Raw genomic sequence first — 14,158 nt, 5'->3', positions numbered from 1 at the left:
ATGTGTCATTTCTTTAAAACAGAACTTACGTCGGGTAGCTAATCGGGTTTTTCAGGCGTAATTTTTACGAATTGATCCACTGATCCAGTAGCCGGAATGTCTCGGAGGCTGTATGCAAAACGCTGTCTTCATCCTCGGATGTCTGAATGGATTGCTGTAATAATTGCATAAACTCGCTCCATCTGGTGCGGGTCTCCATGCCGTATGCGTAGAAATATTGCAGTCCACGGTCCGCTTCTATAGGCAAAAATTGCGATAAACGCTTGGTCATGATCTGACCGCCGTTCGTCGAACCCTCAATGACATAGAGATATCCGAACAGTCGTGCAGGCGTAGAAATGTCGGGTAAACCCTTGTCGTTACATTGTGGAATCTGCTTGATCTGCTCTTCGCTTAAGCCAAGATCACTCAGATCTTGCTCTAATAAACCAGCCTTGCCTCTTATCTCGATATCCAATCCTGTTTCTGCCCAAAAAGGAAGCCTAACCGCTTGACTCTCCAAAGGTTTCAGGAAACCGTAGAATTTCTCCAAATACGCTCTATATTGTTCAATCGTTATGGTTGAATCCATAATTGCCTTCGCATAGGGGTTCTGTTCAACTTGTCTATGATAATGTGATGTCTCACTCTTCAGGCGTTCCATAATATTAACAGCCGTCATGTCGTTGTCCCCTTTCGTATATTGATGTGAATCCAGGCTATGAATAGCGTAAAAATCCATTTGCGAATATAGTAAATTTTACCTGATTCAAAAAAGACTCTATGTAAGTATACTTTTTCTCGTACCAGAAAACTACATGAATTCGAGAGGCTTGTGAGCTGGTTTTTCACTTACGTTGTTAGGTTAACTGTGGAATGGATGGATGTCTGAAAATCGTTCATTTTCAGGGTAATGAAGTATCTTATGTATAGCTGGTTTTTAACTATGAAGATGATACACTAGCACTATATCCTTATTTTGGAGGAATGAAGCTAATGGAAATTAAAGATATGACAGTGCCAAAGGAACTCACGGTACAAGAAATTATACTCCACCTCACAGAGGGGATCACACTTCCGGAGAATACAGTGGATCAGCTAATCACGGGTGCACCGGATCAGTTCGTAACAGGAATTGCGGTTGCTTTTATGCCAACACAACAGGTCATCGAACAGGCTATTCAGGACGGAGCCAATTTGATTATTGCCCATGAATCCCCATTTTATAACCATCACAGTGCCACGGATTGGCTTGCGAACGACACGGTTTATACGGATAAAAGAACCCTGATCGATCAGGCATGCATTGCTCTTTTTCGTTGCCATGATATAATCCATCGCTTCGAGCCAGATGGCATTACGGATGGACTCATCCAGGAGCTTGGCTGGACTACATATCTGAGCGAGCGAACAGCAGAGTCGGATATGGTTACATTTCCAGAAGGAATGACCGTTCAGGAAATTGCTCGGCATTTAAAGCAACGTCTAGGCATTGACTATGTTCGCATTGCGGGCAATTCCGAAATCGTTTGCAGACGTGTTGCCGTTCTGGTTGGATTTCGTGGAAATGGCCCTGTCACGATACCTCTTCTTCAGAATGAACAAGTTGATCTGATTATCGCCGGAGAAGGATTTGAATGGGAAACGCCCGAGTATGTTCGAGATGCTGCGCGGCAAGGTAAATCCAAAGCACTCATCATGGTTGGACATGCCGAAAGTGAAGCCCCGGGAATGAGACTCTTGGCGAACAGATTGAATGAGTTTTTTCCAGAGATCAAAGTTACTTTTGTGAAGGAACAGCCTGTATTTAAAGTGTTTTAACGTTAGGCTAGTTAAAGAACATGTTTAACTACAGCTGACCTACCTTTTTACGTAACTTGTCTCATTTATGAACCTAACGAGCCTCAGTGACCCGATCTCCTCGATTTTTCCACATACCCAGCGTTTTGACCTCGTTTGGTGGAATAGCGCTCCTGCTGATCGTTAATCCACTCCTTCCTCCTTTCCTCTTTCCTTCCGTAGCTACTTCCTCCCTTGCTTTACTGGAATATGCTGAAGCTTTAGTGTACGCTAAATGCTGTAAATTTCAGACTCAGGACATTTGTCCTTGGCTGTTTGGAGATATTTATCATTTAATAGAAGTCGAAGTCATGCATTGAAGGAGTGTACGGAGAAAGATGAGAGGAATTATTTTTGCCCTGCTGGGCGGAGCTTGCATTACGTTGCAAGGGGTTGCTAACACCAGAATCAGCACAGACATAGGCACATGGCAGGCCGCCTCAATCACCCAGCTAACGGGATTTATACTCGCGGCGATCATCCTGATGTTTGTGCGGGATACCAATCTTCAGGGTATTAAACAGGTTAAACCGATGTATCTGGCTGGAGGCGCATTTGGTGCAGTTATTATTTTCAGTGAAGTCTCTGCGATTCAGCAAATTGGCGTCACTTTTACGATCTCGGCATTGTTGATTGCCCAATTGTTTCTAACTTTTTTGATCGACAGCAATGGATGGTTTGGCGTGCTTAAACAAAAAATGAAACTGCCGCAATTCCTAGGTATTGCTCTAATGATCGCCGGTGTCATCATCATGAAGCTGTAGTTTCATTACAATTAATGCAGAGGTGAGAACCGCATGGAAGAGATTCATCAATCCCAGCAAATTACGGACTATTTGAAACAGTATCAATTGGAGGCGGTTTTTCACGAACACCTGCGTCCTCATATGAGCCTATGTCAATTCGATAAATGTGAGCTGATCTGCCGCGAAGGCGAAGCTTCCGAATACTTATATGTCCTGGTAGAGGGGAAAATTAAAATTTTCACCACCTCTCCACAAGACAAAACACTCGTGCTCTGTTTCAAGACACCCCTTGAAGTGGTCGGAGACATCGAGTATGTGCGTGAAAGTAACATCGTTAACACCGTTCAGGCGGTGTCCCCTGTTGTGATGCTACGTATTCATTACCGCTGGCTTACTGAGCTTGCCAGTGATTACGCACCATTACTGCAATTTTTGCTAAAAATCATCTCACACAAGTTTTACATTGATTCGAACTTTTCGAACTTTAATCTGATGTATTCGGTGGATGTTCGCTTAGCCAGTTATCTGTTATCCATCTCAACGGATGAAGACGGAACCGTAATGCATGAGGAACTGGATGCTTTTAACCTGACGGACATCGCCAACCTGATCGGCACCAGCTATCGCCATTTGAATCGGGTGATTCAGAAGCTATGTGCTGACGGTTACATCCAACGGGATCAAGGATTAATCCGCATTAAAAATCGTGCAGGCCTTAGGCACATTGCGGGACACAACATTTATGAATAAGGAGTTAGGACACGCATGATCATTACAGGTATTTTACTTGCGCTACTGGCTGGTTCACTGGTCAGTCTGCAAACGATATTTAATAGTAAAGTCAATGAACGCACCGGTTCATGGTCGACCACAACGATGGTATTATTTACCGGATTTATTGCTTCTTTCGTAATTTCTCTCCTCGTTGAAGGCAAAAATACATTTAGCTTTCAGCATATGCAGTCGTGGTACTGGCTGAGTGGTGCGATTGGTGTAGGTGTCGTGTTCTGTCTCGTTCAAGGCATGAAGCTGCTCGGTCCAACTTATGCGATCTCCATCGTACTAACTTCTCAGTTAAGCTTCGCTTTACTATTTGATTCTATGGGTTGGCTTGGTCTGGAGAAAATTCCGTTCTCATGGAACCAACTTATTGGTGTACTTGTCATAGTAGGTGGCATCGTGCTCTTTAAATTTGGCGGACTGAAAAAAGAGACATCCGATTCATCGGATAAGCAAGCCCACACTTTGCCGAGTAAATCTTAACCATAAACACAAAGAGTGTCTCCCAATCGAAATGGATTGGATAGACACTCTTTTTAATTCAAACATTTTAGAGCATAATTAAATTTAGAACATACGTAAGTAAGTTAAGTAGATTACTCTGGAGTCACGATATTAATCAATCAAAAAATATCAGACTGAGTGAGTAATTAGCTCGCTTACACAAACTCCACGTTATGATATACCTGTTGCACATCTTCCAAGTCTTCGAGCGCGTCGATCAGCTTCTCGAACTGAACTTGGGCATCTGCAGGCAATTCAATGTGGTTTTGCGCCAGCATCGTCAGCTCGGCTACGGTGAAGTCGTTCACACCCGCAGCCTTGAATGCTTCTTGCACGGCGTGGAATTGGTCTGGCTCTGCGTATACGATAACCGCTTCATCTTCATCCACGATATCACGCACATCTACGTCTGCCTCCAACATGATTTCCAGCACTTCTTCCGCATTTTTACCTTCAACGCCGATGACTGCTGTAGGATCAAACATGTAAGCAACGGAACCACTCACACCCATGTTGCCCCCGTTTTTGTTAAACGCAGAACGCACTTCAGGTGCTGTCCGGTTGACGTTATTCGTGAGCGCATCCACGATAACCATTGCACCGTTTGGCCCGAAGCCTTCGTAACGCAACTCTTCATAGTTCTCATCGCCGCTGCCTTTTGCTTTTTCCATCGCACGGTCAATGATAGCTTTAGGTACGTTATACGTTTTGGCACGCTCCAGAACGACCTTCAGCGCACGGTTCGCTTCTGGGTCCGGTTCACCCTTTTTCGCCGCAACATAGATCTCAACGCCAAATTTCGCGTAGACCCGGCTTGTGTTTGCGTCTTTTGACGCTTTCTTTTCCTTAATATTATTCCACTTACGACCCATATCGTTTCCGCTCACTTTCAACATGTAATCTGCTTTCTACTTTGTCATTATATCGTGTTGCGCTTGGTTCAACAAGTTCATCTCATCAAACGATGCTACATCGAAGAAACAAAAAGCACTCCGTAAGGAATGCTTTTTGGGTAAACGTCAAGTTACGCGTGGAACTGTCTTCCGTCCAGCACTTCAGGGACATAACCCGCACGGATCACGAAGTCTCCGAAATGCTCGCCTTCATTGCGCTCTTTGGCATATTGATTAATCATCGGTGTCAGTGTGTCCAGAATCTCATTTTCACCGATATTTTCACGGTACAATTTGTTCAGACGATGACCTGTAAAACTACCACCGAGATAGAAATTGTACTTGCCTGGTGCCTTTCCGATAAAAGCAATCTCGGCCAGCATCGGTCTGGCGCACCCGTTCGGGCAGCCTGTCATACGAATGACAATCTCTTCATCCCTCAAACCCGCTTCATCCAGTACAGGCTCCAGTTTGTCGATCAAGGATGGCAGGTAACGCTCGGACTCAGCCATGGCAAGGCCACAGGTCGGGAGTGCGACACAAGCCATGGAACTTCTGCGAAGCGCTGAATAATGAGCTCCGTCGGTCAGATTGTATTGTTGCATCAATGCTTCAATCTTTTTCTTTTTCTGGCTGCTAATGTTACCGATAATCAGGTTTTGGTTCGCCGTCAGCCGGAAATCTCCGGTGTGTATTTTGGCAATTTCGCGCAAACCCGTCATAAGCGGATAACCGTCTACATCTTTTACCCGTCCATTCTGAATGAATAACGTGTAATGCCATTTGCCATTACTGCCTTTCACCCAGCCATAACGATCCCCATTATGGTCAAAATGATACGCACGTGCCGCTTCCAGACTCCAGCCCAGACGACTCGTTAACTCATCAACAAACCACTCCAGGCCATGGTCATCGATGGTATATTTGAAACGCGCATGTTTACGAACCGCACGATCCCCGTAATCACGCTGAATCATGACCGTTTTCTCTGCAACATCGATCATCTGCTCCGGCGTGCAGAAACCAATGACTTTGGATACCTGAGGATATGTCTTCGAATCTCCGTGAGACATGCCCATTCCTCCGCCAACAGACACGTTGAATCCTTGCAGTTTGCCGTTCTCTACAATGGCGATAAAACCGAGATCCTGTGAAAATACATCTACATCATTGGACGGCGGTACCGCGATACCAATTTTGAACTTACGCGGCAAGTATACCTTGCCATAGATCGGTTCTACCTCTTCGTCCGAATCCTGGGAATCAATGACTTTCTGCCCATCGAGCCACAGTTCATGATATGCACGAGTTCGAGGGTCCAGATGATTACTCACCTGACAAGCCCATTCATACACCTCAGCATGAATCTCAGACTGATTCGGATTCGGGTTGCACATCACGTTACGGTTAACGTCTCCACATGCAGCGAGTGTACTGAGCAAAGAGTCATTGACCTCACGAATCGTATTTTTGAGATCCCATTTCAACACCCCGTGTAGCTGAAACGATTGACGGGTTGTCAGACGGATCGTCTGATTCGCATATTTATGGGCAACACGATCCATCATCAGCCACTGCTCCGGCGTTACGATTCCCCCGGAAGCACGCACACGTAGCATGAACTGGTATGCGGGCTCCAGCTTGGATTTGTTGCGCTCGTTGCGCAGATCCCGGTCATCCTGCATATAGCTGCCATGATGTTTCATCAGACGGTTGTCATCTTCAGGAATCGCGCCAGTAATGCGATCAGCCAGTGTCTCCGTGAGACTTCCACGCAAGTAATTGCTCTTGATCTTTATATCTTCCACATCGCTGTTGGTACGTTGCGGATTAAGTAAGTTATTATAAGCCATGCCGCTTTCTCCTCTCGTTTCTGCGGAATATAACCTTTCGGCTTAGCCTTGGATTAATACACATCCCGCTGATAACGTTTCTCCTGTTGTAACCGTGTCATGTATTCCACAGCCTGCTCGGACGACAAGCCGCCTTCCTGCTGTAGAATCGTAATCAGCGCCGCGTGTACATCATGAGCCATTTTTTTCTCATCGCCGCAGATATACACACTTGCCCCTTCCTGAAGCCATTGGTACAATTCCTTGCTATGTTCCAGCATACGATGCTGTACGTATACTTTCTGTTCCGTATCACGAGAGAAGGCAACATCCATTTTCGTCAGAACGCCATCCTTGAGCCAGCGTTGCCACTCCGTTTGGTAAAGGAAGTCTGTAGCGAAGTGCTGGTCCCCGTAGAACAGCCATGTTTTTCCTTCCGCACCCGTCTCTTCCCTTTCGCCAAGGAAAGCTCGGAATGGAGCTACCCCTGTCCCAGGTCCAACCATAATGATCGGTGTTTCCGGATTTTCAGGTAATTTGAAGTTCGGATTATGCTGAATATACACCGGCAAGGTGTCACCTGCCTCGATTCGTTCAGCGAGATGCACCGAGCATACACCATAACGTTGTCTGCCACGCGCTTCGTATCGTACAGTCCGAACCGTCAGATGAACCTCATCGGGGTAGGACTTGGAGCTGCTCGCAATGGAGTACAGGCGTGCCGGAATTTTTCGAAGAACCGCTAGAAATTGAGCGGCTGGAATGCCCTTCAGTGCGTAGTCCTGAACTACATCAAGCAGATCGCAGCTATTCATGACGTTACGGAATTCGGAATCGTTGGCAAGCAATGCTGTTAATTCGTTTCCTGAACTCAATTTGGCGAGTTGTTCTGCCACCGGTTTGGTTACTGCTGTAATTTCGTAATGACGTAGCAGTGCTTCGTAGACCGATACCTGATCTCCATTTTTGTTCACCGTAACCTGTTCGTCTGCATTCCACCCCATAGCTGCAATTAATTCATCTACAAGGCGCGGATGGTTTTCCGGGAAAACCCCCAGGCTGTCGCCCGGCTCATAATCCAGATTGGAGCCTTCCAAAGATAGTTCAATATGACGTGTCTCACGATCTGATCCGCGGCCATTCAAGTTGAGATTTTCCAGCACCTCTGCCTTGAACGGGTTTGTGCGGTTAAATTCCGATTCTCCACCACTTACCGCGGCTGTGATCGCTTCACTCGTTACCGCACCCGCAGTAGCTGCTGTGCTGCTAAGCGCAGCAAGTACATCATTCATCCACGCTGCAGCTGGCTCATCAAAATCAACATCACAGTCTACACGTGGAACCAAAGCTGTGCCGCCCAGCTCCTGAAGCCGTTTATCAAACTCCTTACCCGTTTGACAGAAGAATTCATAAGAGGTATCTCCAAGCGCCAATACGGAATAACGAAGTCCGTCCAGCTTTGGAGCACGTTTGCTATTCAAGAACTCATGAAAAGGAATTGCATTATCCGGCGGTTCGCCTTCTCCGTGTGTGCTGACCACAATCAGAAGATTTTCAATTTTCTTCAGTCCGTTCGGCTTGAAATCTCCCATGGATGACAAGGTCACTTGCAATCCTTGCTCTTCCAGTTTTTTTCCTAGTTTTTTAGACAGCCCGATTGAATTTCCTGTCTGGGAACCATATAATACCGTAACTTCTCGGGAAACGGCCGGAGCGCTGACTGGCGCTGCTACCGGATTTTGTCCAACTTGCCCGATCAGACCTGCCTGTGGTGTTGCCACACCTGCTTGAAACGCTGCAATATACCCACCAAGCCAGAGTCTTTGTCCGTCCGTTAATGTAGGAATAAGTCGATTGAGCAATTCTACCTGCTCTTGATTAAAAGGACTATTTGTCACTTGAAGTTCCACCATCTGCCACCTCACGCATTACTTCGATTTTAATTCCTACTAAAATGATCATATTAATTTCTTCTCTCTAGAACCTAACACACCGGGGGATGAGGGTCAATTTCAATGATTTTATACCATTTATCAGTTTCACTGATAAAGGAACAAAACGTGCGAATCGCCTGTTTGCAAATACATCAACAACCATCGACAATGATCAGCAAAAAAAGCTTGCTTTGACCTGACTTCAGGTCAAAACAAGCTTCTTTTCTATTTTACAAGTTACAGTGATTCATCACTTTTTCCAGACCAGCTTGCTCATCATGGCATAGATCAGCGCAGCAGATTCGGCTCGGTTGGCTTCAGCCCCGGGTTTTACTTCACCGTTGTAACCACCTACGATGCCGAGTTTCACAAGCGCAGCTACACTTTCTCTTGCATACGAGTTGATCTGGCCTGCATCCCGGAAACGAGCAAGATCCGTTGCGGAAGAATTCAGTGCTTCATCATCAATGAGTCCACCCGCGACGAGCGCCCTTACAGTTAAGGTCATCATCTCCTGACGAGTAATAGTGGACTCTGGCTTGAAACGTCCATCTCCAGCCCCATCCGTAATTCCGAGTGATCGCGCTATGTTAACAGCCTTATAATAAGAAGATTGTTCATTCACATCCGTGAATGGATCAGTAGAACTCCCGTTTAGGCCGAGCGAAGCTACAAGCCACTGTACGTATTGCCCGCGTGTCATCTCCTGTTTGGGATGTAGTTGTCTGGTGTCCTCACTACCCGTTGCATCCACCACGCCCCGAACTGCGAGTGCCTCCATTGCTTTTTGTGCCCATGGCACTCCGGCCAGATCCGAAAAGTTCTCATCCATAGATAAGGCAGCATAAGCACCAGTCAAGGATAAAGATTTTGCAGAAAATATAATCTCGCCGCGTTGCGGATCGTAAAAACTCTGTGGCAACGGTGTAATTTCCCCGCTTGGTCCAATGAGTACAGCAACCACTTTATCAGCCACGGTATCTTTCGACGAGGTATATGGTAAATCAATTGAAACCTCTCTGTCAGGCATGAAGTTCTGATGATTAAGGCTAAATTCGATTAGCACACCATGTCCTGCTCCCAAACGATCCGTTATCCCTTGTGGAAGTGGTGTGCGGGTTAATCGTATCGCCGCTGTCCCCTCTTTAGCTCCCTCTCTCGCCAGAAAATCAGCAGGTAACTCAACCGTTGCAAATGCTGACACGATACGGAAAATATCTGATTTCTTCTGCTCCAGCAGGGATGAAACTGGCAGGGTCAGCTCATAAGCAGCCGCTTCTGGAACAGACTTTAAGCGAAATTCTACCAGACGTTGTCCTGTACCAGTAAGAGGTGCGGCTTTGACCGCAGCTTCAATCACCGAAGCATCTACTTTAGACTGTACATTACCTTCAGAAGCCGAAGAGACCTGTAGTTCAAGAACAGCCCGGTCCTTTTCTGTGACAGGTTGAGTTGACGACTGCGATTGCCCTGTCCCTGAGGTGCCATTACTGTTGCCTATCTGACCACCGTTACTGCTTGATGAACCATTTCCGTTATTACCGCCTGAGCTATTTCCCGATCCTCCGCCAGAATTCCCTCCCGAATCATTGCCGCCTGGAGATTTTGTACGTGCAGGCACTTTAATGATCAAAGGCGTCGTTATCGCCCTGCTCCCATCGGAGGTTCGTGTGATGGCAAGTTCAATCCAGACCGTCGTCTCACTCGCTGGTAAAATAATGCTTCCGTCCAGTTGGACTACAGACGGAGCTGTACTTGAATGAACGGATGCCGTAAAACCTTGAGGCAACACCGGTAGTTTAATTTTTGCAGAAGCTGTCGTTGGCTGTTCGAGTGTTGTAATACCTGAAGCCACGTCAGCAGCCGTCTGGCGAGTTGTTGTGACTTGATAAGGATCAGACAATCCTTTGATGGATTGGCTTGCATCGTCCAATGCCTCGACCTTGTAATAGTAGACCGTATCTTCACGCAGCCCAGAATCCGTATACTCTGGAAGCGCGCCGGAATAAACGATCTCGTAAATTCCTTGTTCTTGATTCGAACGATACAGCTTATAGGTAGCCGCACCGGGTAATGTATCCCAGCCAAGTGTTACACTTGAAGCCGTGGCGGAGACAGAGTGCAGACCCCCGCTACCGTAACCAGGGGACGATATATCAGGTTTTACAATCATGATCCAGCTGATCAGCGGGTCCTGGGATGCAGTATTACGCACCGTGATATCCAGTTTACCGTCAGACACCTCGGCGCCCTTCTGAGCCCGAACACTTGCAGGGATATACGTAATCGCCCCGGTGTTTGTACCGTTAATAATAAAATCCGCACGACGAGAAGTATTCGTCCAAGGGTCATTAAATCCTGCATACACATCATATTCACCATTTGGCACATCAAAACGATACGTCAAATCTTTGCCTTTCGGAGAATTGCTGATATTGCCACCATTCAGGTAACGTACGGTTGAGAATATATCACCGCCGTTCGAACCGGAAGGCAGCGCATCGGCACTAACATATCCCCAGGATTGACCATTAGCCGGAGCATACATCTGATCTACAATTCCCGGATGCATAAGCGTATCTTTCATATAACTGCTCATCAGCTTGTAATCTGCCGTATCATAACCACCGCTGTTCACAAAGTATAGTGTATTCTCGGGAATGACAAACACACGAACTGCCTGCGTTTTGTTGTTATACTCAGGTGTCGTGATCTGTAGTGTGAGCGGTCCCGGCTTGGCAAAATCCTCCGCTGTCATCGCGCGATGATTAATCGTCCATACGGCTGGCGTTGACACGAGATTATTTCCATCACGCACCTTTACCGTGGAAGGAAGCACCGGAACTTCGCCAAGCTTCACCGCTTCAGGCAGTTTATCAGCGATATCTACCTTACCCATGGAATTCAACAGATCAGGTGTCCAGCTGTTATACCACTTGATCGCAATGTCTGACCCTATACCGAATTCGATTGGCAAAAACACGTACTTGGCTGCATCGTTGGCAAAATTGCCTCCGTTCCACGTATCTCCTACATAAATGAACTTGCCCTTTTCCGGATCAACCGGGATGACCGAAGTCGCCTGTGTACCAAATGCCTTCCCGGGATCAGGATCACTCGGCAACGTGCGGACAAACGGATTTGCCATCGCCGACCAAGGTCCGAAGATATGATCCGCGACCGTAACTTTGTTCTCATTAGGAGCCCAGCCTGTTGCACCCGATGTTATAATATAGTATTTACCCTGATACTTGAACATGGCCGGTGCTTCTCGCTGTCCGCCCGGGAATACCCGGACATAGTCTACGCCGTATTCCGCCTGATACACGCTATCGCGAACAGGATTGCCCTTATCATCCTTAAGGCCTTGCTTATGCCACCCTGTGACGTCACTGTAATCCTCGGTGAGCTTGGAAATGTATAACGTCAGATTTTCTTCGCTGGAGTATATCAGGTAACCCGTGCCGTCATCATCCTTAAATAGCGTCATGTCACGGGCCATACCTCTGTCACTTGGGAAATAGTCCTTCTCGCCTTCAGGGGCCATGTCCATACGATAACTTTTCTGATATATAAAAGGTCCAGCAGGTGAGTCACTGATTGCATAACCGGCCTTCGCTTTACCGTAATTCGCATTATTGTTGTAAGGGTCCTTGTCTCCATCCATATGGGCCCACATGACATATTTTTTCGTTTTCTCATTGTAAATGACCTTTGGCCGTTCGATAATCCGTCCTTTGCGAATATCGGCCCAGATGTCCACACGATCCTCGCGACCTGCATAGAGTTCCTTGATTAACGGGTTCGTGTCAAAATCGTCCATCGATTGAAGCATCGTCAATGCCATGCCTTCGTCTGTCCAGTTCATCAGGTCTTTGGAAGAATAGGCTCGCACACCCGCGGCAGGCCACCCCCCCGTATGATATTCGCCATACCAGTAATATTTTTCTGTTTTTTCATCGTAAAAGAAACCTGCGCCATGGGCATCAATCGGTTTGCCGTTTTGATCCGGCCACATTTGTCCTGGCGTAATACTTGTGCGCACCGTGGATACACCAAGCGGTGCGGATACAGGAGTGTCCATTCCCTCCACTTTGGCCTTAATCGTATAAAAGTATCCCGTACCCATCGTCAAACCTGTGTCATCAAACGAAGTCGCACTCCCTGTATAGATTTGCTGATACGCCCCCGAAACACTGGTCGCCTTCGACACGGTGTAAGAGACTTCTGATCCCGGCAGTGCATCCCACCCTAAAGAAACGGATGTATCCGTTGTAGCAGTAACAGCAAATCCTGAAGGAGAATCTACCGTGTACGTCTGCGCTTCCGCTGTACTAAATGCCGATTCACCCGCAGCATTGTACGCCGTCACCCGATAACTGTAGTTCTTTCCAGGCTCAAGTGCCTGATCTGTAAAAGACAACAGGGTGCCGTCATATACCTGTACATAATCTTCCGTTCCTTGTTCGGCGCGAACGACACGATAACCATTCGCTTTACTGACTGTATTCCAGCTCAATTTGACACTTGTCGATGACAGCGCTGTTGCCTTCAGATCTCCCGGTGCCTGTGGTGCCTCGGCAGCCGTTTTGGCTTCAAGCGGGACAGACCACTGTGACTCGGTTAATGCCCCGTAGTCAAATGCAAGTCTGTAATAATAGGCTGTATCCGAGCTTAGTCCTTCATCCACATAACTTGTTGATGACGTCTGACTTACATAGGAGTAGTTGCCTTCCTGCGTGTTCGAGCGATAAAGACGGTAACCTGTCGCCCCTTCAATCTCCGGCCAATGCAATGAAATTGAAGATGCCGTCTCTCCATCCTTTGCAAGCACAGCTTCATTCACTCGAGGCGGCTCCGCAATCATCACATCATCAATATGTACGGTCTGCCACTTGTTCCGAATGCCTACTGTACCGGTCGGAATGGCTGTGTCGTTCAGATCAAAAACCATTTGATCCATCCCGTTTTGGACAATGTAACCGCGGATGGAGGTGCCTGAGACCACCACTTTAAGCGTATACCATGTATTTTTGCTGAACGTATAGTCCACCGATTTCAGCGTGGTATCCGCGCCATTTACTCTTTTGCTGAAAACGAGTTTGTTGCCGGGCACCTGCATTTGGAAATAGTAGTAGTTGCTCTTGTCTTGAAACCGCGGTAAAATGCCGGGAAATCCCTCACCCGCTCCTGTATAAAAACGCATCGACACTGTCTTGTCCGGTGTGGGCTCACCCGTTGTGATAAAACCTTCATCGGTACCATTTTGAAAAAGAACCTGGTTGGATGCGTCCGCCGGATCTGATGTCACTTGCCACTGGCCTGAGATCACATGCCATTCAAGTGAAACGGTATAGTCTCCATCGGAAAAATCGTCTTGAATTAACAATCCGGGAATGAGAGCTCCATCTGCAAGAACCTTGTTCGGGTACATTAACGGTCCGGAAGTCAACATCAGTGCAGCGGATAATAGAATTGCAACCGGTTTTCTCAGTTTATCCAATCTCGATTCGCTCCTTTGCGCCTGAAAATATAAGCAGGTTCCTTACATATTCAGCGTAGTGGTTTAACACGCCCTAGTACACATGAACCAGTCAATCGGGCCTCAGACCATGCTTTCTCCGCTAATCACACCTCCCCATTCAATGAAA

The 14,158-nt window shown here is 47.0% G+C and carries 9 protein-coding genes; 4 read left to right on the top strand and 5 right to left on the bottom strand.

Annotated elements, in window-relative coordinates; all coding sequences use genetic code 11:
- Window positions 1-64: 64 nt before the first annotated feature.
- Complete coding sequence (locus Q9R46_RS08450; protein ID WP_311279659.1) at window positions 65-661, bottom strand: biliverdin-producing heme oxygenase; 597 nt, start codon at window positions 659-661, stop codon at window positions 65-67.
- A 314-nt stretch (window positions 662-975) separates the two neighbouring features.
- On the opposite strand from Q9R46_RS08450, the gene Q9R46_RS08445 reads away from it, so the two are divergent.
- The 4 genes from Q9R46_RS08445 (at window position 976) to Q9R46_RS08430 (ending at window position 3,827) form a co-directional block, all read left to right on the top strand.
- Window positions 976-1,800: a Nif3-like dinuclear metal center hexameric protein gene (locus tag Q9R46_RS08445; protein ID WP_311279658.1), complete on the top strand. Its 825-nt coding sequence runs from the start codon at window positions 976-978 to the stop codon at window positions 1,798-1,800.
- A 356-nt stretch (window positions 1,801-2,156) separates the two neighbouring features.
- Entirely contained in the window at window positions 2,157-2,582 is a 426-nt protein-coding gene (locus Q9R46_RS08440) for a DMT family transporter (RefSeq protein WP_090924008.1), read from the top strand.
- 33 nt (window positions 2,583-2,615) lie between these two features.
- Window positions 2,616-3,314 (top strand): Crp/Fnr family transcriptional regulator, encoded by a 699-nt coding sequence (locus tag Q9R46_RS08435; RefSeq protein ID WP_311279657.1) that lies wholly within the window; start codon window positions 2,616-2,618, stop codon window positions 3,312-3,314.
- 18 nt (window positions 3,315-3,332) lie between these two features.
- Window positions 3,333-3,827: a DMT family transporter gene (locus tag Q9R46_RS08430; protein WP_311280978.1), complete on the top strand. Its 495-nt coding sequence runs from the start codon at window positions 3,333-3,335 to the stop codon at window positions 3,825-3,827.
- Window positions 3,828-4,003: 176 nt separating this feature from the next.
- On the opposite strand, the gene Q9R46_RS08425 is transcribed toward Q9R46_RS08430, so the two are convergent.
- The 4 genes from Q9R46_RS08425 to Q9R46_RS08410 all read right to left on the bottom strand — a co-directional run bounded on the left by Q9R46_RS08425 (window position 4,004) and on the right by Q9R46_RS08410 (window position 14,010).
- Window positions 4,004-4,720, bottom strand: a complete 717-nt coding sequence (locus tag Q9R46_RS08425; RefSeq protein ID WP_145332767.1) for a YebC/PmpR family DNA-binding transcriptional regulator — start codon at window positions 4,718-4,720, stop codon at window positions 4,004-4,006.
- 152 nt (window positions 4,721-4,872) lie between these two features.
- Window positions 4,873-6,594, bottom strand: a complete 1,722-nt coding sequence (gene cysI, locus Q9R46_RS08420) for an assimilatory sulfite reductase (NADPH) hemoprotein subunit (protein ID WP_311279656.1) — start codon at window positions 6,592-6,594, stop codon at window positions 4,873-4,875.
- A gap of 53 nt (window positions 6,595-6,647) precedes the next feature.
- Window positions 6,648-8,483, bottom strand: coding sequence for an assimilatory sulfite reductase (NADPH) flavoprotein subunit (locus Q9R46_RS08415; RefSeq protein WP_311280977.1), 1,836 nt, complete (start codon window positions 8,481-8,483; stop codon window positions 6,648-6,650).
- Between the two features lie 274 nt (window positions 8,484-8,757).
- Complete coding sequence (locus tag Q9R46_RS08410) at window positions 8,758-14,010, bottom strand: S-layer homology domain-containing protein (RefSeq protein WP_311279654.1); 5,253 nt, start codon at window positions 14,008-14,010, stop codon at window positions 8,758-8,760.
- Between the last annotated feature and the right edge of the window lie 148 nt (window positions 14,011-14,158).

Origin of the sequence: Paenibacillus sp. RRE4, from assembly GCF_031844205.1 — a bacterium.
GTDB classification, from domain to species: Bacteria; Bacillota; Bacilli; order Paenibacillales; family Paenibacillaceae; genus Paenibacillus; species Paenibacillus xylanexedens_B.
Note: the sequence above shows the minus strand (reverse complement) of the source record. Positions and strands in the feature narration are given on the sequence as shown.

Bases quoted from the DNA above. Each gene is read 5' to 3' on its own strand.
- Q9R46_RS08450 (WP_311279659.1), bottom strand. From the start codon at position 661: ATGACGGCTGTTAATATTATGGAACGCCTGAAGAGTGAGACATCACAT.
- Q9R46_RS08445 (WP_311279658.1), top strand. From the start codon at position 976: ATGGAAATTAAAGATATGACAGTGCCAAAGGAACTCACGGTACAAGAA.
- Q9R46_RS08440 (WP_090924008.1), top strand. From the start codon at position 2,157: ATGAGAGGAATTATTTTTGCCCTGCTGGGCGGAGCTTGCATTACGTTG.
- Q9R46_RS08435 (WP_311279657.1), top strand. From the start codon at position 2,616: ATGGAAGAGATTCATCAATCCCAGCAAATTACGGACTATTTGAAACAG.
- Q9R46_RS08425 (WP_145332767.1), bottom strand. From the start codon at position 4,720: ATGGGTCGTAAGTGGAATAATATTAAGGAAAAGAAAGCGTCAAAAGAC.
- cysI (WP_311279656.1), bottom strand. From the start codon at position 6,594: ATGGCTTATAATAACTTACTTAATCCGCAACGTACCAACAGCGATGTG.